General features: G+C 42.1%; 14 protein-coding genes and 4 pseudogenes. 4 read left to right on the top strand and 14 right to left on the bottom strand.

What is annotated here, in order from left to right; all coding sequences use genetic code 11:
• Positions 1-126: 126 nt before the first annotated feature.
• Together JCM21738_RS13120 and JCM21738_RS13115 are read right to left on the bottom strand one after the other, a co-directional pair.
• The gene (locus JCM21738_RS13120; protein WP_023615135.1) at positions 127-2,421 is read right to left on the bottom strand and encodes a thiamine pyrophosphate-dependent enzyme; all 2,295 of its coding nucleotides are present in this window, start codon (positions 2,419-2,421) and stop codon (positions 127-129) included.
• A complete protein-coding gene (locus JCM21738_RS13115; RefSeq protein ID WP_023615136.1) occupies positions 2,421-3,434 on the bottom strand; it encodes a 2-oxoacid:acceptor oxidoreductase family protein in 1,014 nt (337 codons plus the stop codon). The genes JCM21738_RS13120 and JCM21738_RS13115 overlap by 1 nt, the downstream gene beginning before the upstream one ends.
• 328 nt (positions 3,435-3,762) lie before the next feature.
• On the opposite strand from JCM21738_RS13115, the gene JCM21738_RS13110 reads away from it, so the two are divergent.
• Together JCM21738_RS13110 and JCM21738_RS13105 are read left to right on the top strand one after the other, a co-directional pair.
• The gene (locus JCM21738_RS13110; RefSeq protein ID WP_023615137.1) at positions 3,763-4,806 is read left to right on the top strand and encodes an acyltransferase family protein; all 1,044 of its coding nucleotides are present in this window, start codon (positions 3,763-3,765) and stop codon (positions 4,804-4,806) included.
• Positions 4,807-4,958: 152 nt separating this feature from the next.
• Positions 4,959-6,699: pseudogene (locus tag JCM21738_RS13105) on the top strand (B12-binding domain-containing radical SAM protein).
• A gap of 49 nt (positions 6,700-6,748) precedes the next feature.
• Here the strand turns inward: JCM21738_RS13105 and ykzE are convergent.
• Both ykzE and ykzP read right to left on the bottom strand, forming a co-directional pair.
• Positions 6,749-6,892: a protein YkzE gene (gene ykzE, locus JCM21738_RS24785; protein WP_023615139.1), complete on the bottom strand. Its 144-nt coding sequence runs from the start codon at positions 6,890-6,892 to the stop codon at positions 6,749-6,751.
• Positions 6,892-7,052, bottom strand: a pseudogene (gene ykzP / locus JCM21738_RS24780) (protein YkzP). The gene ykzE and the pseudogene ykzP overlap by 1 nt, the downstream one beginning before the upstream one ends.
• Positions 7,053-7,189: 137 nt before the next feature.
• Here ykzP and JCM21738_RS13100 point away from each other — a divergent pair.
• The gene (locus JCM21738_RS13100) at positions 7,190-7,537 is read left to right on the top strand and encodes a DUF3905 domain-containing protein (RefSeq protein WP_023615141.1); all 348 of its coding nucleotides are present in this window, start codon (positions 7,190-7,192) and stop codon (positions 7,535-7,537) included.
• 95 nt (positions 7,538-7,632) lie between these two features.
• On the opposite strand, the gene JCM21738_RS13095 is transcribed toward JCM21738_RS13100, so the two are convergent.
• Positions 7,633-8,988, bottom strand: coding sequence for a TrkH family potassium uptake protein (locus JCM21738_RS13095; RefSeq protein ID WP_023615142.1), 1,356 nt, complete (start codon positions 8,986-8,988; stop codon positions 7,633-7,635).
• 268 nt (positions 8,989-9,256) lie between these two features.
• On the opposite strand from JCM21738_RS13095, the gene JCM21738_RS13090 reads away from it, so the two are divergent.
• Positions 9,257-9,457, top strand: a complete 201-nt coding sequence (locus tag JCM21738_RS13090; RefSeq protein ID WP_023615143.1) for an alpha/beta-type small acid-soluble spore protein — start codon at positions 9,257-9,259, stop codon at positions 9,455-9,457.
• A gap of 103 nt (positions 9,458-9,560) precedes the next feature.
• Here JCM21738_RS13090 and JCM21738_RS27735 read toward each other — a convergent pair.
• From JCM21738_RS27735 to JCM21738_RS27375, 9 genes and pseudogenes are all read right to left on the bottom strand, one after another.
• Positions 9,561-10,611 (bottom strand): annotated as a pseudogene (locus tag JCM21738_RS27735) (anti-sigma factor domain-containing protein).
• On the bottom strand, positions 10,608-11,354 hold the full coding sequence (gene sigI / locus JCM21738_RS13080) for an RNA polymerase sigma factor SigI (RefSeq protein WP_023615145.1): 747 nt from the start codon (positions 11,352-11,354) through the stop codon (positions 10,608-10,610). Before sigI ends, JCM21738_RS27735 begins: the two are co-directional and overlap by 4 nt.
• A 117-nt stretch (positions 11,355-11,471) precedes the next feature.
• A complete protein-coding gene (locus JCM21738_RS13075) occupies positions 11,472-12,611 on the bottom strand; it encodes a DUF5667 domain-containing protein (RefSeq protein WP_023615146.1) in 1,140 nt (379 codons plus the stop codon).
• Positions 12,612-12,953: 342 nt separating this feature from the next.
• Positions 12,954-13,388 carry a hypothetical protein gene (locus JCM21738_RS13070; RefSeq protein ID WP_232215897.1) on the bottom strand — a complete coding sequence of 145 codons (435 nt, stop codon included), beginning with the start codon at positions 13,386-13,388 and terminating at the stop codon, positions 12,954-12,956.
• A 483-nt stretch (positions 13,389-13,871) separates the two neighbouring features.
• Positions 13,872-15,233, bottom strand: a complete 1,362-nt coding sequence (locus JCM21738_RS13065; protein WP_243463018.1) for an aldehyde dehydrogenase family protein — start codon at positions 15,231-15,233, stop codon at positions 13,872-13,874.
• A gap of 29 nt (positions 15,234-15,262) precedes the next feature.
• The gene (locus JCM21738_RS13060) at positions 15,263-16,360 is read right to left on the bottom strand and encodes an SDR family oxidoreductase (protein WP_023615149.1); all 1,098 of its coding nucleotides are present in this window, start codon (positions 16,358-16,360) and stop codon (positions 15,263-15,265) included.
• A 257-nt stretch (positions 16,361-16,617) separates the two neighbouring features.
• Positions 16,618-19,820, bottom strand: a pseudogene (locus tag JCM21738_RS13055) (efflux RND transporter permease subunit).
• Between the two features lie 346 nt (positions 19,821-20,166).
• Positions 20,167-20,757 (bottom strand): Na+/H+ antiporter NhaC family protein, encoded by a 591-nt coding sequence (locus JCM21738_RS27380; RefSeq protein WP_369385738.1) that lies wholly within the window; start codon positions 20,755-20,757, stop codon positions 20,167-20,169.
• A complete protein-coding gene (locus JCM21738_RS27375; RefSeq protein ID WP_369385737.1) occupies positions 20,754-21,563 on the bottom strand; it encodes a Na+/H+ antiporter NhaC family protein in 810 nt (269 codons plus the stop codon). The genes JCM21738_RS27380 and JCM21738_RS27375 overlap by 4 nt, the downstream gene beginning before the upstream one ends.
• Between the last annotated feature and the right edge of the window lie 173 nt (positions 21,564-21,736).

Here is a 21,736-nt window from a genome sequence, read left to right as displayed (position 1 = left end):
GGTGAAAGGTAAAAATCCCTTTAATATCGGGATGTTTTCCTGATTATCTCGCTAACTTTATTCAAAATTCAAAAAACTTTTTGGCCACATTTAAAAAGAAGCCAGGGTATCCTGGCTTCTCTAGTCTTATAGATACTCATTTTCGTGCTTAGCCTTCAGTCGCTGCCACCTTTTTTCGACTTCTTCTTCAAACTCCACGAGCATATCCTTATTTTCTTCTTTTAACAGATGCTTGGTTTTACCCATATATTTCAACCAATCTGATAATGGAATCTTCTTGTTTTTCGCTTCTGGATCGTAAGTGATGTTTGTGACACCTTGCTCCACTTCGTATAACGGGAAGAAATTCGAATTCACAGCTGCCTCGACAATTGTCTGGCCAAAGCGGTCTTCCGATTTCCAGTTGAGCGGGCACGTTATCAAAAGCTTGCCGTATACAGTTCCAACATTTTGCGCATACCACTGGGCCTTCGCAGCCTTTTTAACAAGGTCCTGCGGGAATGCTTCTGTTCCTGTGAATACATAAGGAATATTGGTAGAAGCCATGATCTGGGCTGTATCCTTATGGTGGAACGCCTTACCCTTTTGTGCCTTGCCGACGTTTGATGTACTCGTCATGTGGCCAAAAGGAGTGGAGTATGAAAGCTGGGAACCGGTATTCATATACCCTTCGTTATCGTACTCAAGCATAATTAACTTGTGTCCGCGAAGTGCCGTGCCGATTGCCGAGCCCATGCCGATGTCCATACCGCCATCGCCGGTTACCATAACGAAGGTAGCATCTGCAGACACTTCAATTTCACCACGGCGTTTCAGTTCAAGGAAGGCTTCAAGCGTTCCTGACAATGTTGCCGCACCATTCTGGAACAGGTTATGGATCGTCGTCTGCTTATGGGATGTATGAGGATACGCTGTTGTAACAACGTACGCGCAGCCCGTTTGGAAAAGAATGACGAGATCTCCTTCAATTCCTTTAAAGAATAGCTCCAGTCCGCCGAAGATGCCGCAGCCTGGACATGCGCCATGACCTGATGCAATTCGTTTCGGCTTGGAAGTCAACGCTCTTAATGGCGGAATTTTGACATTCAGTTTATTCCTTTCCTCATCTCTTGTTACCTGGATAAGTCCTGAATTATAGACATCGCCATGCTGTGGCTCAATCACCTGCTTCAATGCCTTTTCGGGATCGCCAGCAACATGTCCGTAGTAGTCAAATGGCTTTTCTGCGTATCCTTTTTTCATAGCGTCAATCGCCATGCCGAAAAATGCTTCAGCATCATCTGCATAGAAGTCTTTGCCGCCGAGTCCAAACACCCTGCTCTGGACGATTGTTGCATTGCCTTTGTCTTCCTGCAGTGCGGACTTAATTTCGTGCGTCAGGTTAGGCCCATGTCCGCCGTAGGAATCCGCACGCTCACCTACAAGAAGTGATTTGACATTCTTCAGTGCTTCCCTGATTTCCTGCGCAGGGAATGGCCGGATGATATTAGGGCTGATGACACCAGCCTTGATTCCCTTCTCACGAAGCCTGTCTACAACATCCTTGGCAGACTCTGCCGCTGAATTCAACAGGAAAAGTGCTACTTCAGCATCTTCCATTTGATAAAGGTCAAGAATATCATAGTTGCGTCCTGATAATTTTGCATATTCTGCAGCCACTTCTTTATAAACATCTTTCGCTCTGTACATCGCTTCCGATTGCTGGAAGTGGTTGTTCATCAAGTCGTCACCGTTCATGTGCGCTCCGATTGTCAACGGTTTCTTTGGATCCCTGGCAAAATTGTATTCAGTCGGCGCCTCGCCAACGAATCTCTGGACAACAGCACGTTCCTTGAAATAGTTCACTTTGCGCTTTTGATGAGATGTAAAGAAGCCATCATAAGCGACCATGACAGGCAGGCGCACACCTGAGTGTTCGGCGATTTTCAGCGCCATAATGTTCATATCGTATACAGCCTGCGGTGTCCTGGCGGTCAGGATCACCCATCCTGTATTTAACGCAAAATACAGATCTGAATGGTCGCCGCGAATATCAAGCGGACCGCTGATTGAACGTGTAACCAAGTTCAGGACCATTGGATAACGTGTTCCAGATTGGACCGGAAGCTGCTCGAGCATATACATCAACCCGTTCGCACTCGTTGCGTTGAACACGCGGGCTCCGGTTGCAGCTGCACCATAGCAGATACCTGCGGAACCATGTTCTCCATCAGCAGGTATCAATTTTATATCATGCTCGCCTCTGGATTTCATCATATCCAAATACTGAGCAACTTCTGTAGAAGGGGTAATCGGAAAATAGCCCATGATATGATAGTTGATCTGAGCCGCAGCCATTGCTGCCATTTCATTTCCGGATTCAAAGGTTGTCAACTGTTCTGCTGTACGCATTGCCTTTACGTTTTCTTCAAGAATGGACATTAAGAAATCCCTCCAGTCACATAAGGATAGTTATGTTTTACTTGATTTTCCTCAGCATAGCCAATCATTTCTCTCAGCTCACTTAACGCAGTAGTTGGACATGCCTCAACACACTTCAGGCAGCCTTTGCAATATTGATAATCAATTCCCTTTAGGAACATTTGCTTTCTGCCCCGTTTGTCCTCTCCTTCTTCCCATACAAAGCAATAATCAGGACATGCCGTATCACATGCAGCACAATTGATACATTCTTGCTGGTTGAATTGGGGCAGGAATCCTTGTCTGGAACCGCTTAAATCCTTGAGGATACTGTTTGCCTGCGCTGTAATCACACCGCCGATTTCCTGTGTTTCATATCCAAGAAGCGGCATTGGGCGCTTGAATTCTTTGCCTTGTGCTCCTTCTGCTGGTGCGTATGTCTTAAACTGAACGTCATTGTAGCCTCTCTCGAAAGTTCTGATATTCGGCTCAACTAAATGAGGATATTTCTTTTCAAAAGTTTTGCGAATAACCTTTTTCATCGCTTCGGGATCGAGGAAATCAATAATACGGTACAATGCACCAAGCATCGCAGTATTTACTTTCGTTTTTTCCTCAACAGCGATGGATAGAGCATCAACTATTGCCAGCGTTCCATGCATTAGATGAAGATCTTTTTTGATGTCGTCAAAATCTCTCGTCGAATTCACCAGCAGGATTCCGTCCGGACGCAACCCGCTTACTACATCGACCATTTTATAAAGTGCCTCATGAAATACGCCGACAACATGCGGCTCTTCTATTGGACTGTGGACCCTGATTTCAGTATCTGGTTCACAGAAACGGACAAAGCTTTTCACCGGCGATCCTTTTTTCTCCGATCCATATGATGAAAAGTTGGATCCGTTCAAACCAAGACCTAGAACACCCGCTTCCGCAAGCATCTTTCCTGCAAGGTTTGCGCCTAGCCCTCCAATCGATTCAAGTCTTATCTCGTAAAAACCTAATTCATTCTTTTTCGGTAAGATAGACATAATCTCCCTCCCCAATTTGGTTATTAAGGTAATTGACTTTAAGACATTCCCCACTAATAATTTTATAGACTTTAAAATCATTAAGCTGTGACATATATCAAACATTTAAACTTTTTTTAATGGAACACACTCAAAAATGTTAAATATAAGCCGTATCTTATAACGAAATACTTTTATATAACAGAGAGAAATTTGTAATAGTACAGAAACATTAATTCCTGATTTAGGATCGTATTCCTTAATTTTGAGCAATTAACCTAGTTTGCATTTATCCTGGATGGGGTAAAAAAGGGTTAGTATTTGGGGGTCTCTAATTAAGGGAGGAAATATGAAACAACGAGATTACTACTTTGACAATGCCAAGTTCATCTTGATTTTTTTCGTCGTATTTGGCCATCTTTTGCGCTCGTTCATTGAGGACAATGAAATGATTTATAATGTTTATAAAGTCATTTATACATTCCATATGCCGGCTTTCATCCTTGTTTCTGGATTTTTTGCGAGAGGCTTCAATAAAAAAGGCTATGTAATGAAAATTGCCAAGAAATTAATACTGCCATACTTTATTTTTCAGCTGATCTATTCTATTTTCTATTATTTCCTTTACAGCAAGTCCACTTTTACCATGGATCCGTTTAATCCACATTGGTCTCTATGGTTTTTGATTAGTCTATTCTGCTGGAACATTATGCTGATTGGCTTTTCAAAACTTAAAGCACCCATTGGACTGTTGATTGCATTTGGATTAGGATTAGCTGTCGGATATGTGGATTGGATATCCAACTATTTGAGTCTTTCAAGGACCTTTGTTTTCTTCCCGCTGTTCCTGCTTGGGTACCATTTGACAAAGGACCATATCAAAACACTGACAAGGCCAGCCTTCAAAGTTGGAGCACTGGTAACCTTCGCCATAGTATTTTTAGGATTTTATTTCAATCCTGATATAGACTATAAATGGCTTCTTGGGTCAAAACCATACTCATTAATGGAAGCAGCTTCATTATCAAGCATGTTCACTCGCTTAGGCTTTTATTTATTAAGCCTGCTGATGGTGTTCAGCTTTTTGACAATCGTTCCGAAGAAGCAATATTTCTTTACGGATCTTGGCAAAAATACTCTATACGTTTATCTGCTGCACGGTTTTTTTGTACGAACTTTCCGTGAAAGCGAAGTCCAGAACTTCTTCCATAGTCCTGACCGCTTCCTTTTGCTTGCAGTTATCGCACTGCTTTTGACTTTCCTGCTGTCCAGCAAATACGCAGCAGCATTAGCACAACCACTGATCGAGTTCAAAACCTCAAGAATTAACCGACTTAAAACCCGGTTCACAGCCATCCTGAGGTTCTATAGAAGGAAGCTATTGAGCAGTTAACACCTCCGTAATATAAGCACTAGCAAGAGCCATTCATTCCAGGGAATGGCTCTTTTCATTCTTTCAACTGCATTCACCCTGTCTTTTTTGTCCAAACTGAGATATAATTTAAAGTTGATTTGCTGCTCGATTTTTACAAAGGAGATTTTTCAATGAACATAGTACTAACAACGCTAAACGCGAAATATATTCACACCAATCTTGCAATCAGGTATTTGAAGGCATATGCTCAGCCAGAGTTCAACGTGAAACTAGTTGAGTATACAATCAAAGATCCCGCCATTAATATCGTGTCAGACTTAATTCAAAAACAACCTGATGTCATTGGATTCAGCTGCTACATTTGGAATATCGAAGAAACCATTAAAGTCATTAAGATGATCAAAAAATCAACCTGAAATTAAAATAATTGCAGGGGGCCCAGAGGTTACCTACGACGTTCAGGATTGGATGAAGGAAGTTGCAGAGTTTGATGTCATCGTCATCGGTGAAGGTGAACAGACATTCAAGCAGCTTCTTTCTGCACTTGCTTCAGGAGCTGATTTTTCTGAAGTGCCTGGGATAGCCTATCGAATAAACGATAGCATCCGAATGAATCCCCAACATAATAAATTGGAGTTGAAGGAGCTTCCGTCTCCATATCGTTTTGAAGAAGATCTTCCCCACCTTTCCAAGAGGGTAACTTATCTCGAAACCAGTCGCGGCTGTCCCTTCAGCTGCCAGTTTTGCCTCTCCTCCATTGAAGTCGGTGTCCGTTACTTCGACAGGGAGAAGGTCAAGGAAGATATCCGTTACTTAATGGCGAATGGTGCTAAGACAATCAAATTCGTCGACAGGACATTCAATATCAGCCGAAGCTACGCAATGGAAATGTTTCGTTTCCTGATTGATGAGCATCTGCCTGGGACTGTGTTCCAGTTCGAAATTACTGCTGATATCATGCGTCCTGAGGTCATTGAATTCCTGAACCAGGAAGCGCCAGCAGGTTTATTCCGCTTTGAGATTGGCGTTCAGTCGACCAATGATTATACAAATGAATTGGTGATGAGAAAACAGAATTTCGATAAGCTAAAGCGGACTGTGACAATGGTCAAGGATGGCGGCAAGATTGACCAGCACCTTGACTTAATTGCCGGTTTGCCCGAAGAAGATTATCAATCGTTCAAGAAAACATTCAATGATGTATTTGCAATGCGGCCTGAGGAATTGCAGCTTGGCTTCCTGAAGATGCTGAGAGGGACTGGGTTGAGACTGCGGGCTGGCCAGCATGATTATGTGTATATGGACCATTCACCATATGAAATTCTCGGGAATAATGTCCTTGATTTCAACGACATCATCAAGATCAAGCAGGTTGAAGATGTTCTTGAAAAATATTGGAATGACCACAGAATGGACCGTACCGTTGAATATCTAGTCACAAAGGTATTCCCATCACCATTTGATTTCTTCCAGGAATTTGGTTCGTATTGGGAGATGAGAGGATGGTCCCGAATCGGCCATCAACTTGAAGACCTGTTCAAAAGGCTTTTCAATTTTCTCCAGGAAAAAGGTGTGGAAAATTTAGAAGCAATTGAAAGCTTGATGAAATATGACTATCTTGCAAGCATGAAATACAAGCCAAGGAAGCCATGGTGGGAACTTAGTATGAACAAAGAGGAGCGTTCAGAATTGTACCGTGGCATCATCCATAAACCTGAGGCCCTCGGCCATCAGTACTCTGAATTGAGGATGAGTGAAAAAGAATTATATAAGCATACACTGCTTGAGGATATCACGATTGACCTTAAGAAGTTTATTGAAAATGGAGAAATTGAGACTTCATCTTCCTATATGCTTGTCTATTTTGATTCTAAATTGGATTATCCCCAATTCTTCACTTTCAAAGCGTAAGATGTAAAGCCGGCTTAGTGAAGCCGGCTTTTTATTTTGACTTTGATTTCTATTTACAATCTTTATCAGCTTTATTTTTCGTTTTTTTGCTGTTAAATGGGAGCTCATAAAGCTTACCAGCATTTATATCGCCAAATTCCATGCCAAACTCAACGTTCATTGGCTTTTGGTGCCGACCTTCATGCTTTTTCATCACGATCTTCCTTTCCTGCCCTGCTTTGAATTTCTGTTGGCAAATTTGCTGGATCTTCGCCATGGGCAAACTCTGCTGAAAATTCACTTTCCTGAAGATTTTTCTTAGGTGTATTTGTATATTTAGCCAAAGCATTTCTTTCTGCCTTCCGTTTAGCCATTCTAACCACCTCCATACTTCTATTTTTTTCAATCGGCGATTTGCTATGTACTGATTTGATTACCTAATTTTACAAAAGGAACTATCTAATAAAATACGGGATAAGACAAAAAATAAGCTCAAAAAGGAGGAGCTGAAATGGCAAAAAAAGACCGTGAGTTAATACCACTGGATATCGAGGAAACCATGCCGCATCAAATAAATGCTCCGAGCTTTAAAGATACAGGCATCGAAATGAAAGCTCCATTCAAGAATGAACATGGAGTCATCATTGGAGACAGTCTTTACGCATCTGAAAATTCACCGCTTGAAAATTGGACTGACAAGACCGACCCAGCAGTCATGGCCGGAGAAGAATGGGTACACCCTACAAATGATATAGGGTGGAACACAGCTGAAAACAGGGAGCTTCTTGAGGAAAAGAGAAAGCCGCAGGCCTATCCATTTATGCATCCTACAAAAGATGTGAGCAAAGGGCAGGATTAATAAACGCCCGCTACGACCTTGAGATCCAGACAAATTTCGAGGATAATCTTTTAAAGAAAAAATCCGGAATCATCCGGATTTTTTTGTATTAACCATTAACCAATTATCACACGTTCCTTTGGATAATGAACGCTTTCTTTCTCTGTTTTTCCGCCAATGATCAACAGGAAGGATATGACTCCAACTCTTCCGATGAACATCAGGATTATCAGAACCATTTTTCCGATTGTCGAAAGCTCTGGAGTGATGCCCATGGATAAGCCTGTTGTTCCGAAAGCAGATGCAACTTCAAAAATAATGGCCAAAAGGGATTGATTCTCTGTCACCATCAGAATCAGGACGGCAAAGAAACATATAAGTACAGCCATGATGGAAACAACCAAAGACTTGATTATATCATCCTGGTGCAACTCTCTGTTAAATATCCTGATTGACCGCCTTCCTCTCGCAAAGTGGTAAAGGAACAAGAGATTAATCGCAAAAGTTGTTGTTCGGATCCCTCCGCCGACCGAACTTGGTGATGCCCCGATAAACATCAATGCAGCCATCAGGAATAACGTAGGGTCAGTAAAATCATTCACATCCATTGTCGCCAAACCACCACTTCTGGTTGTCGTGGACTGGAAAAAAGCATAAAAGAATGAATCCAACAGAGACTTATCGGATAAGAAATGATTATATTCCAGTACCCATATTGCAACGGTTCCGAAGATAAGGAGGCCTAGGAACGTAAGCGTGGTAATCTTAAGAAATAGCGAGAAACGGAACGGCCCATTTTTTTTGCTTCTGAATAGGTAGCTTTTCAATTCAACCAGCACAGGGAAACCAATAGCACCAAGAGTAATCAATATCATATTGATTGTAACTACAAAATAATCCTGTGCATATGGTATCATTGAGGCTCCGGTAATATCAAACCCTCCATTGGTTGTAGCACTAACTGATGCGAAAAGACCATGGAGAAAAGCTTCTTGCCATGTCGGAAAGTATTTTAAGAAATATAAACCTAATAGCAATGCACCAATCAATTCAATAATGACTATAATCGCAAGAATTTCTTTCAGCAGTTTCACGAGCCCCGACATCGATGTCTGATTCTGGTCCATCATGATTAATCTGCGTTCCTTCAGCCCTATTTTCTTCCTGATAATCAACCAGAAGAATGTGCCAAGTGCCATGACACCAATCCCGCCGAACTGCAGGACAAACATGAGGATAAAAATTCCCTGCACAGTAAAGGTATCGCGGACTGTTATTACTGAAAGTCCGGTAACACTGACAGCACTTGCGGCAGTGAATAACGCATCCATGAAAGACCATTTTGCCCCGGGCTGTATGGCAATAGGCAAACTTAATAAGCTCATCGAGACAATTACCGCAATTAAATAATACGCTACGATAATTTGCGCAGGAGATAATTTGTCTAACCTTCTTCTAATATTAATCCACATAATTGCTTCCTTTCAGCCCTGATTCATTTACATACCTATGATAAAGAATATCATCTGATTAATAAAGTACTTTCTTTCAGTTTCCAACGACTATCCGCCTTCTGCTAGACTCAACAGTTTTTAATAATACCGTTGAGTAACAGAACCAAAAATCCGGTAAACATTATCCAAAAGGATAAAAGATTACCACTTATGAATTTACTTACAATGTTCAAACTATCTGTACAGAGAAATTTTTCTCTGCATACTATCAGAGGAGTTGATAATGATGGCTCGTAACTCAAATAAATTGCTGGTTCCTGGCGTCGAACAGTTCATGGATCAGGTTAAATATGAGATCGCTCAGGAATTTGGAGTGAATCTTGGTTCCGATACAGTTTCAAGAGCAAATGGCTCAGTCGGAGGAGAAATCACTAAACGCCTTGTTCAGCAAGCACAGGCACAGCTCTCTGGCCAAAACCAGCAATAAATTGATGAAGTAGTTATGGTATATAGCATATCCACTATCTTCCTAAACAATTGAATATTGACATGGAAAAAAGTCCGGAATAACTCCGGACTTTTACATTTAACTATTTATTGTCTTTATTTTTCCCAGGTTGCCCCATGTTGTCACTTCTGGGGCCTTGTTGGTTGTCAGACTTTTTTTCATTTTTGTATTGTTTTCTGCTGCTATTGGCTTTATCAGCATGTTTGTTGTTACTCTGCAAATTCTTCTTGTTTTCCGGGCCATTACCGTTCTTTCCGGAATTGTTATTTCCTTTGGCTTTATCTTGTGCAGGTGGTTCAGCCTTGTTTGGATTTTCTTTTTGAACCTGAGGGTTTTTTTTCTTCACCTGACCTGGTGGTTCCTTCTTTTCGGGCTGCGGAACAACAGAAGGAGCAGGTTCTTTCTTTTCATGCTCTGGTTTGGCTTTTTCATTTTTATCCGGCTTACCTGCAGGCTTCAGCGTATCCTTTTGCTTTTCTTTGTATACACCAGTCGTAACCCCCTGCTTTTGTGCCTTCTCCCTGTCTTCAATCGTTGCTTCCATCACCTTAAGATGCAAGTTTTCAATTTGTGATGCTTTTTTTATTTCTGATATCTTCTTTTCTAGTTTTTGGTCCACAGATTCTTTAGATTTGCCATTATGGACAGTCGCAATGACAACGTCTTTTTTTTTCTTTTAAGAAACCTTCATCCTTGATTTCCTCAATGATCATCTCTGCGACCACTGCTGCATCCTTTTTCTTCCAGTCCTTTAATTCCCCAATGATTTTTTCCCCTTCAGGATTATATCCTGTCATCCGGAGAACCTTTAAATCATCGTTGACAGCCAGTTCAATGCTTGGATTCACATCAATGGACATGTATGCATAAACCTGCCCGTCTTGATACGCAGGAACAAGCGCAGTCATGGCAATCATAAATAATGCTGCAAGCGCAGTACTCCTTGCCTTGAAACTATTTAAAAACGACAGATTGAATCTTTTCTTTTTAACAGTTAGCGTTTCTGGAAAAAAATGAATTTCTTCTCCTACCTGATAATCCTGTTGAAGCTTTCGGGCCCGTAAAAACTCGCCTTCGGGGGTCAACAATGTTAGGTAAAGATCATTGATTTCAAGGATAACCCCTTTTCTCATGTCTCTAACACCCCTTTAATATAATCCTTTAAATATACATAATCCCCAATTAAAATAAGTGCGATGGCAATGATATATTTTCTGTTTCTCTCTATGGTTTTTCTACTGACTTTGACCCTGTCCTCCAACTGCTTGATTGGCAAGCGCTTTTTATCTAAAAGCAAGTTCTTTAATTCCTCGTTTTCAACCATTGATTTTGCAACAAGCATCGCATTTTTCCTAGCATCTGCATGCTTAGGCGACTGCTCGAGCAAATCCTGGAAAGATAGGTCAAAATCTTTTAGCACTGCCTGAAATTGAATGATCTCATCTCTTCTTTGGTCCTGCTCTGTCTTTTTTCTGAATTCATCCAGAGAAAGCTCATCTTCAATAGTCGATCTCTGTTGCTCTTCCTCGGTTGGATCAATGGATATGTTGAAGCTCAGGTTTTGATTCCGGCTCTGCTGGCGGATATAATCAATTACCCTCCGCTTAATCATGACTTCTGCAAAACTTAGTAATGAATTGCCTTTTTCAGAAGAATATTTCTGGATAGCCTCATTGAAAGCGATGAGGCCAATGCTAAATTCATCGTCCGACTCATGTATGTATCTCTTACAGACAGACGAAACAGTCTTCGCGATAAATGGCTTATATGATTCAATTAATTCTTCTCTTAAAGCAGCATCCCCCTGGTGGATTTTCTCTACAGTTTCTTCCAGCGGCCTGCGCTTTTTCTTTGCCATGAACAATAAACTTAGCAATAGCCTCACCTCTTTTCTCCCCACATTATATCATGCCTGTCAATTTCTCTTTTGTGGTTAGGCAGTGAAAGGATAGCCATTAATGGCTATCTTTTCAAGTTTATTGTTCATTATGAATTAGTTTTTATCATTGCCTTTTCCGTTAACGTTAGCTTTGCCATTTCCGTTGCCTTTATTTTCTTGTTTCTTATCCTGCTTGGCCTGATGTTTTTCTTCTTTCTTTTGCTGTTGAGCTTCCTTGCGTTCCTGTTTTTCAACAGCCTTTTGTGCTTTACGCTCTTGTTTACCTTTTTCTTTTTCGACTTTTTGTGACACTACCGGTACTACAGTTGTGTCGTCATTTACAGGCATTGTTTCTTCAGGCTCTTCAACAACTGGTGTTTCATCAGCAGGCAGAAGATCTGGCTCAACGACTGGTTCTAGTTCTACTGGCTCAGTTGTTTGTGTATCTTCTTCCTCAACAGGCTTCTCTGCATATTTTTCTTCTAATTTAGCCAATTTCTTTGCCATCTTAGCATATGTTTTATCAATGTTCTTTTGAAGTTGCGCTCTTGCATTTTCATTGCCAACGTGTTCCATAGCAGCTTTTAATGCAATGATATTCTGTCTGAGCATTCCTTCGATTTCTTCGAAAGGATCTTCACTTACAACATCTTCTTCCGTGTCTTCATCACCAGACTCTTCAGCTGCAACATCGTCAGCAGGCTCTTCTCCATCTTCAGTTGACTCTTCAGAATCTGTTTCCTCTGTGTTTTCATCTGATGTTGTACCATCTTCCGCATCTGTTCCTTCTTCTGTATCAGCAACCTCTTCTTCTGATACTTCTTCATCCACAATTTCCTGTGAATTTTCCATGTATTGTACAGCAGCTTCGATTACTTCAAGGGCTTCGTCTTCTTTCCCCTCAGCGAACAAAGCTCCTGCTTCTTGAAGGCGTTCTGCTGCATATGTAGCAAGCAATTCTGCTTCTTTAGCATTATCAAATGTAAAAGCAAGCCTGATTTTCTCCAGTGCAATTTTAGCAAAGTAGAAGAAGTCTCCTGGAATCAAAGATGGGTTTGTTTCTTCTAGCTCATCGACCTGTGTCTTTGCTTCTTCAAACTCTTCAGGGCTGACATTTTGCAGTTCTATCGTTTCAACCTCAGGATTGTTGTCTTCTGCCATTGCAACTGGCGAATATGCAAATGTTCCAGCAAGCACTAAAGCCAATGTACTCTTTGCGATTTTTTTCATCTCTTGGTTAGAAAGTTTCTTCATTCTCATTTCACCTCGTAAGTTTTTAGGAGCGGCCGCTTTAATCACTACAAGGTTACGTTTGCGCTTACTATGTTATGGGGGTTTTTAGAAAAAAATAAAAAGGCTTCAGTCAATATTTGACTAAAGTGTTACGAACATTGTTGATATATAAGGTTTTAGAAGGAAGTTTAAATTCTAAAAATTATGAATAAGGCAACGTCGGCTTAAGGCTGCCATCTTCCAATATTGTACCGATTTATTGGCATAGTCAGCACAAAGGACCATACCACCGGGAGCAATTATAATTAAGAATCCTCCCAGGCAGATAGGGTTTATACAATATGTAATGGTATCCCGTCAATTCTAGTTGTAATAAAACTTAAGTAATAACTTCCTGATCAAGAATCCGGTAAGCACACCAGGAATGACAAAAAGCATTGGAAGGAAAATCGGTCCGGGAAATAGTCCGAATATTTTAATCTTCGGAGATATCATCAAACCAACCGTTACGAAATAGGCAGAGAACACAAAAGGCAAAAAGGTGATTTTCTCTTCCGCCGGCATCACGCTTCTATACGCATCCCACATGGCGAACATATATAAACACGGATAAAACATTAGCCACTGATAGTCCAGTACATGCATAGCCTTTTCTGTCTCCCCAAGGAAGCTGTACATTATTCCTTTGTTAAAATTACTATTTACGTTAACAAGGAACTCGAGCAGGACAAATAAACTGCCCTTTAAAAGGTTCCCGGTCAGTAACTGGGCAAATCCTGGCAGTGCGATGCTCCACATTACTGCTTCTAGTTTGGTTAAGTTCTTTTTTATTGCCACGTCGCGTTTCATCCTTTAGTCATATTATTGGTGCGTTATGAATTCTGAATTTCCCACCGTGTCAAAGGACAATAGGAAAATTACGATTTTTAATTACCTGCACATTTTGCTACTTGTTTTAGATTGTCCAAATTGTGCTTCGAATTATCACTTTTCCAGTTAATTGTTAAATTTATTCCGTGATAATTACCTCATCCATGTTGTATGGCAAATGTGGCTAAAATAATAAAACCGCCCCAAATACCGGGACGGCCGAAAATTATTTGTTTCTTTTTAAAAGGGCGATATAGTTTTTAGCAAAATTGAGCCAATCTTTTTTATCGGCAAAATAGCTTTTGAATAAAGCCAAGAACAATGGATATTTTCCTTTATAAGGATACCATTGAATTTCAGATTTCATAAAACCCATGTCTTCCATTATTGCTTTTTCATGACAAAAGATCCTCAAACCTGCCTCAGAATGATATCGGCCAATGCCGCTTTCCTTGGTTCCCCCGAAAGGCAGACCATGGTTGCTACGGTGATGAGAACGTCATTGATGACGACAGCTCCAGATACCAGCCTGGAAGCGACACGACGCGCCTTCGCTTTATCCTGGGTCCAGACACTTGCATTTAGTCCATACACGGTTCCATTAGCATATTCTATTGCTTCTTCTTCCGTATCGAATGGGACAACAGGAAGCAATGGCCCGAATGATTCTTCCTGGATGATTTTCATGTCTTGCTCGACTTCAGTTATGACTGTAAGCGGCAGGAACATGCCTTCCTTCCAATCAGAAGGTTTCAATCCAGTTTCCAATTTAGCCCCTCGTTCAAGTGCTTCATCCAGCTGTTCTCTAACCACGTCTTTCTGGGCGGGGAAAGTCATTGACCCGACGTCTGAATTTATATCATTCCCCTGCTGAAGAGAATTGACTTCTTTTTTCAATTTTCCAAGGAACTCGCCATATATTGACCGGTGTACATATAACCGCTCAGCGCTCATACAAACCTGGCCGCTATTTGTAAAAGCCCCCCAAGCAGCTGCCTTAACTGCCCTGTCGAGGTTGGCATCTTCAAATACAATCATCGGATCCTTGCCGCCGAGTTCCAGAGTTGTTGGAATCAAATCCTTTGCAGCCTGCTGCTGGATGATCTTTCCTGTACGGACAGAGCCTGTAAAGAAGATGTAATCTGGCTTACCCGATGTGAAAGCGGCCCCAACTTCCTTGCCGCCATGAGCCACCTGTACAGATCCTTCCGGGAATCCTGAGCGCCTGAATAAGTCCTCGATGCATTTACCAACAAGCGGAGTCACCTCTGATGGCTTTAGGATGACAGAATTGCCTCCTGCAAGAGCGCTGATCATTGGTACCATCGCCAGCTGCATCGGATAATTCCAGGGTGATATTACAAGTACGACACCACGCGGCATATATTCAATAAAGGATTTTTTTCCGATGAGCAATAAAGGTGTTTTAACTTTTTGCCTGCTAAGCACCTTTTCAGCATGTTTGATAATATGATTGATTGCATCAAGTGTAGGCATGATATCGGCCACAATTGACTCGGTCAATACCTTGCCAGTATCATCCGAGATGATCTTTGCAATTTCATCCATTTCATCGACCATCAGCTGCTTCAGCTTTCTTAAATATCCGGTACGCTCAGAAATGGCAAGACTGCTCCAAGTTCCAAAAGCTTTTCTCGCCTCCTGATAGAAGAACGGAACTTCATGGACAGGCGTCTCCTCGATTTCGCCAATAACCTTCCCTGTCGCTGGTGCCAATACTGATATCTTTTGCACTTCTTCAACTGAATGCACGTCCATTCACCTGCCAATAATATAAAGTTTTATATAATGTTTATTTGGTATTGAGTATTATGTTTATTTTCCCGATAGAAAGCCGCCATAGCAGCAATCCCGTCTTTGAAATCCGGGCATGTGATCCCTGAATCTTTTAAGTCATCCTGTGCCTGGGATGAATCGAAATGGCCCCTCCATGTAAAATAGTCAAGCGCTTCTTTTTCAACTCCAAGATACCTTCTGAGCACCCGGAAATTGAGTCCTCCTTTTGCCAGCGCCAGTGGTACAGAACCTTTTGGCTGCTTCTTCAACAATTCGTACATCATCATTTCATATAGCTCAGACACTTTGTATGGTTTGGGATCTGTAAGATGATATGTTTTCCCTGCTCCCTTATCAGCAAAGGTTAAATAGGTTGTCGCCTCAATAATATAATCCACTGGCACAAGATTGACAACAGTATCGCCTTTTCCAAGCTTTGGCAAGAATGGCATGAAGCTGAGGCGGTCGATAAAATTCATGATGAAATAAGGGCCGTCAAACTTGATGGTTTCTCCTGTTGCTGAATGACCTTTAACAATTCCTGGCCTGATGATGGTGACAGGAATCTCGGACTTCAATGATTCCACGAGGACTTCAGCTTCATATTTAGTCTCTTCATAGTAGTTTTTGAAACCGGGTGGCTTGATTAATTCATCCTCATATAGTATACCTTCCCGTTTGCCGGCAACATAGCCGGTGCTGAAGTATGTATAGCGCTTGAGATTTTTTAAGGTCTTCGCCCATTCATTCACGAACCTTGTTCCATCCACATTCACACGGTACGCTATTTCCTTTGGAACCGCGAGGTCATATATAGCTGCCAGGTGGAATACATGCGTTAATGTAGACTCAAGCTGTGCTTGTTTTTCCTGGTCAATTGCCAGGCCTGATATAGTAATATCCCCTTTAATAATCTCAAACTGACTTACAGAAAGGCTAAAATCCCGAATGATTGCTGCTCTCTCAGTCTCTGCCTTATCAACCATATTAGGCAACACCAACACATGGACCTTTCCTTTACCATCATTTTTCCGTAAAACTTCTCTTATCAATTGATTGCTGATGAACCCAGGAAATCCTGTAAAAAAGTACCCGTACTCCATAAATGTCCTCCTCACCGTTAATTAGCTATATTTTAACGGTAAGCGCCTTCATCTGCAATCACTTTGCTGACTATTCTGAAAAATACGATAAATATCGGGGGGGTAGGTGTAACTCAATCGAAAATTTCGTGTATTGTGTAGTTCTCTGCCTTTTAATAAAAATGCCTGGCTATCACAGCCAGACATCTCGCATTATCTTCGTCTTCTAAAATCATGATTTGAGTCTTCTTCGTCTTTTATTTGTTGAAGGAGCTCTTCTAACATACCGGCCATTTCTTCTTTGGTGTATTTCCCCTTCTGGAGGATGTCGGCCTCTCTTCAGTTCCCCTATCATATCCTGACTCTGTATGCTCTTTCAGCAGATAGGCTGGTACCAGATGTCCATCTGGTGTCGCATACATTTTATTTCTTTTTCGATAGTCCTTGTCAAAGAAACTATAGACTACCGGAATGACAAACAGGGTCAGGAATGTACTGCTGATTAGGCCTCCAATGACGGTAATTCCCATTGGCTGGTTGATTTCGGTTCCTTCCCCAATGCCTAGCGCGAGCGGAAGTAATCCAAGAATGGTCGTCAGCGCCGTCATCAAGATTGGGCGTGCCCTGTCTTTTACCGAAAGGACAATTGCTTCGTGTGGTATCAAACCACGCTCTTTCTTCTGGTTGATGTAGTCAACGATTACAATTGCATTATTAACTACGATACCTGCAAGCACAATGATTCCGATAACCACTGTCAAGCTTACTGGTGTTCTCGTTGCCGTCAGCGCCAGTGCGACACCAATTACCATCAGCGGAACCGTGAACATGATGACAAATGGATACTTCAGCGACTCGAACTGGGCCGCCATTACGAGATAGATTAAAATGATAGCCAGAACGAAAGCCAGTAAGAGATCATCTATGGATGATTCGAGCAGCTCTCTGTCTCCACTGAAGACAACTTCAGTTTCTTCAGGTAAATCAAGCTCAGCTATCTTCTCATCCACCTTTTTGGAAATATCTCCTAGGTTCGTTGAGGATTTGTATTTCATTGTGAATTCAATTGCACCCTGCTGATTGATCCGCTGGATTCTGACAGGACCACTGCCGGTTTCAATATTGGCAACCTGGCCAAGAGTAACATAGTTACCGTCAGGCTTCTTGATCAAAAGCTTTTTCAGCTCATCGATATTCTTTGTTACTTCACTATCATACTCAACATATACACCAAGAATTTCACCATCTTCACCGGGCATTTGTGTTGCCTTATCTCCTCGAGTTACGTTGTTAACAATCATGGCAATTTGCGCTGGTGCCAGTCCCTGCGCCAGTGCTTTTTCCCTGTCAACCGTAATCTGGATTTCCTCAACAGTATCATTCTGGCTTGTAGTCAGTTCATTGACATCGTCGAGCTCATTCAGGGATTGATAAATTCTATCAACAGACTCATTCAGCCGTTTTTCACTGGAATCGCGAACATTGAAAGTCAGGGTGTTCGGAGCAGAACCGGATGTGGACTGCATATTAAAACCTAGTTCAGCACTGCTGTTTGCACTAGCCGCAGCTTGTTCCAGCTCTTTTTTTACATCATCGACAAACTGGAAGGTACTGATTTCCCGTTCTTCAAGCTCATCCATCTTTACGTACAATTCACCGACATTGGCATTCGTCGTGCCTCTGAATGAAGCCTCTTGTGTAGTGCCAACCAGGCTTACATAAACATCGACATCTTCTTCATCTTTCAATTCATCTTCGAGAGCAGCCATGACTTTTTGAGTTTCAGAAAGAGCAGCTCCATTTTCAAGATTCACCCTGATGCTGAAGAATCCTTCATCCGCAGGAGGAATAAACTGGGTGCCAACTGTTGTCAGACCATAACCTCCTCCGGCCAGCATCAGCAAAGTGATCAGAATGACGATGAATCGATGGCGAAGTGCCCACCTGATCGACTTTTCCAATCCTCTCAATGAGCCTGAACGCTGCCTTCTCGCTTCGAGATTTTTCTTCGGCGCCTTCAATAGCCTGCTGGCTAACATTGGGACAACGGTCAATGCAACCACCAATGAAGCAAACAAACTGAATGAAATCGTCAAAGCGAACTCTGTAAACAGCTCGCCGATGATACCTGAGATGAAGACAACTGGCAAAAACACTGCTACGGTTGTCAAAGTGGACGCAGTAATGGCAGCTCCTACTTCCTTGGCTCCATCCCTTGCCGCTGTTTTCGGATCCTTGCCCATTGAAAGATGGCGATATATATTTTCGATGACGACAATAGCATTATCCACTAGCATCCCGATTCCAAGAGCCAGCCCGCCAAGCGTCATGATATTCAATGTAAAATCAGCAAAGAACATTAATACGAAGGTGAAGATGACAGAATACGGAATCGCTATCCCGATGATAAGTGGACTCTTCACATTTCTAAGGAAGAAAAACAGAACGGCCATCGCTAGCAATCCCCCGACAATAAGGGAGTTTGAAATATTTCCGATTGCCATTTTGATATAATCTCCCTGGTCAAAGAGTACCTCCGACTCTATCCCAGCATATTTATCACGTTCAAGCAATGTCTCCAGCTCTTCAAGAAAAGCTTCAGAAACCTCTGCCGTGTTGGCATCAGATTGCTGCAGGACGCTCAACAGTACGGAAGGAGTCTGATTCGTCCTTGTAATCGTATTATCATCCTGTTTTTGCAGCTCAACTGTTCCAACATCCTTTAGTTTGACCTTCTGGTTTGTCACCGGATTATTGAATACTGTCAGATTCTTTAACGTATCTAATGAATCCAAAGTACTGATGATCCTGGTCGTCAATTCTTTGCCCTCTGTCAAAATCGTATCACCAGGCATTGACACATCATTAGCTCTGATCAGGTCTGCAATGTCGGACTGGCTCAGTTTATAGCTCTTTAACTTTTCCTGGTCAAGTTCCACCCTTACTTCCTGTACGGATGTACCTGATAAATTGACGCTTGCGACTCCTTCGACCTTGGTAAGCTCCAGTTCAAGCTCTTCCGCCAGCTCCCTTAACGCAGATTCATCCTGCCCAGAGCTTAATGATAGCTGGATGACTGGAAATTGAGACGGGTCGAACTTCATGAATCTCGGCTTATTGGCGTCGTCTGGAACCGGCGTCATATCCAGCCTCTGGATGACTTCATCCTGGATATCATCAATATTGGTTGTCCAGGAAAACTGCATCAGGATTAGGTTGGCCCCTTCCTGTGAAGTAGAAGTCATCGTCTTGATTCCCGGCAGCGTAGCCAAATTAGCTCGAGAGGCTTCGTTACCTTTTCCAAAACTTCCTCAGGACTGGCTCCCTGATAATTTGTCACAACTACCCCAACAGGCGGATTTATATCCGGGATCAGTTTCAACGGAATCCTCATCAATGAAACAACCCCAAGGATCAGGACCAAAAACATGGTCACTAATGTAAAAACAGGCCTTCTAATCGAAAAATTGCTGATTTTCATACGCTAACTCCTTTCGGCGGTAAAACACAGTGACTGACCGGACGGTTATTACTCTACCATACTTAATATAGTGAAGCTCACTGGATAATTCAACTATCCAGCGTGCAATTTAAAAGAACAATTTTTAACATTTTCATCCCTAAAGCATACCTTTCATTTTATAGTAATCAAAGAATTAATGAAACTTTAAGGCACCACCTTATTTGAGTACAGAATCATATTCTACAACTCTGCTGATTTTCTGGTTTATGGGGCTAGGCGCTGGAGCTGGATTAAGAAAACCTGGATAGTTATCCACATTGGAAATATTTTATAATTCCCTATTAAACAAGAAAAAAGCGGCAGCTTATGCCACCGCATTTTTCCCTGTCTTCGATAAGGTTATTCCGGTAAATCCTGCTGCCAGTGTCAGTACGGGTGACAGCAGGCAAAAGAACGCAAATGGAACATAATCCATTGTGCTGACCCCAAGGACGCTGCTAATGAACACACCGCACACACTCCAGGGGACAAGCGGGTTGATTACTGTTCCCGCATCTTCCAGAATACGCGAAAGATTTTTCAGATGCAGGCCAGCTTTTTCGAAGTGGCCAGCAAATGTATTGCCTGTTATAAGGATCGAAAGGTATTGCTCACCGATTAAAAAGTTGATTCCTATCGCAGATAATGCTGTGGACCCAATCAATACAGGCACTTTTTCCAGATTGTTGGAAAGCCCTCGCAATAAAGCCGGAAGAACACCAAGCTTAAACAATAACCCGCCCATGCTTAAAGCAAGGAGTACTAGCGATACTGAAAAAAACATGCTTTCAAGTCCCCCGCGGCTCAGCAGGGAATCCAGCTGCTCGTTGCCGCTCTCAGAAACATAACCTGAATATAAAATTCCCGGAAGCTGGCCCCAGTCTTTTTGTGGAACAACCATCATACTGATAATCATCGCTGAAAGGTTCCTGCTCCTAGTGTCAAAATTGAAGATACTTTCCTCACTGCAAGTATCGCAATGATAGCCAATGGAATGAGTGAGTACCAGTTTACAAGATTCATCTCCACAAGAGTATTCTGCAAGCTTCCAAGCTTTGTGAAGTCTGCTGAAACCAGTTCTGGCGACAAGGCCGCAAACATAACAAGTGAAATGAAGAACGCCGGTATCGTTGTCCAGCTCATATTTTTGATATGCTCAAATAGATTCACTTTTACAGTAGAAGACGCTAAGACCGTTGTATCCGAGAGCGGCGACATTTTATCACCAAGGAATGCGCCTGAAACTACCGCCCCGGCCGTGATTGCCAATGAGAATCCTAAACTTTCACTAACCGCTATGAACGCTACGCCTATTACAGCTGAGGTAGTCAATGAACTGCCAATGCTTAACCCAATAACAGATGTGACGATAAAGACAATTGCATAAAACCACTTTCCAGTCACTAAATCAAATGCGATATAGATTAAAGTAGGAATGGTCCCCGCAGCAATCCAGCTGCTGACCAGCATCCCAATAAAGAAAAAGATCATCACAGCTCCAAAGCCCGCCCTGGCACCGTCAACCATACTTTGTTCAAGCTCAGCCATCTTGACTTTTTTCAACAACCCATAAATGATCAATGACCCGATTCCAATCAGAACCGGAATGTGCGGCATTAGTTCAAGTTTTATCATGCCATAACCGATTCCCGCCAGAAGCAATAATATGATTGCAGCGGCTTCAGAAGTTTTCAATGTGATTGATTGGCTTTGGTTTAACATGATGATTCCCCCAATTAGTAGTAAAATACAAAAAGCTCCATTGCATCTAGGGACGAAGGAGCTCCGCGGTACCACCCTAATTGGCAAACATTAATATCTGCCCACTTCATTAAGAGTGCCTTCCTGTGACAGGTGTAATTCAAATCAACCATTGCCTGGATTTTCATCAACCA

Source organism: Mesobacillus boroniphilus JCM 21738, from assembly GCF_000517385.1.
Taxonomy (GTDB): Bacteria; Bacillota; Bacilli; order Bacillales; family Cytobacillaceae; genus Mesobacillus; species Mesobacillus boroniphilus.
Note: the sequence above shows the minus strand (reverse complement) of the source record. Positions and strands in the feature narration are given on the sequence as shown.